General features: G+C 70.1%; 1 protein-coding gene. It reads left to right on the forward strand.

Going from position 1 to position 455, the window contains the following annotated elements; genetic code table 11:
* The coding region (locus AC5RWU_RS24625) for a hypothetical protein (protein ID WP_493986790.1) at positions 1-282 on the forward strand (282 nt) is incomplete at its 5' end.
* Positions 283-455: the final 173 nt, after the last annotated feature.

Raw genomic sequence — 455 nt, forward strand, 5'->3', positions numbered from 1 at the left:
TCAGCGTGGAACAGCGACGATTCCGGAGCCGTACTGTCCGACCCGGACCGCCAGGACAGCGTCCTGGTCGATACCGAGGCCGCCCAGGACGGTGCCTGCGCCCGCATCCAGGTCACGACCGGCCGGGTCTGCACGCTGCCGCCCTCGCATCCGGGCTCGTGCCGGTTCACCGATACCGGGGATGCCCAGGAAGAACCGGAACAGCCCAACGCCCCTGGTCCCGGATCAGTGACCGAGGCGTGGACTGAGGGCGATGCCGAGTCCGCTGACCGGCCCTGGTAACCGGCCGCCGGCAGCTGAACCGGATGGCCCGGAAGGTCGGAACCAGCCTGCTTCCGGAATCCGGACACTCCTGATCAGGGCGCAGTCTTTGCTCCGCCGGTGGTCAGGCCGCCCGCCGTTGTCACGCCCGGGTGGTCAGGTCGGTGATCAGCGCACCGGCGGCATGCTCGCGC

The sequence above is a fragment of the Arthrobacter sp. B0427-1-12 genome (genome assembly GCF_059092905.1).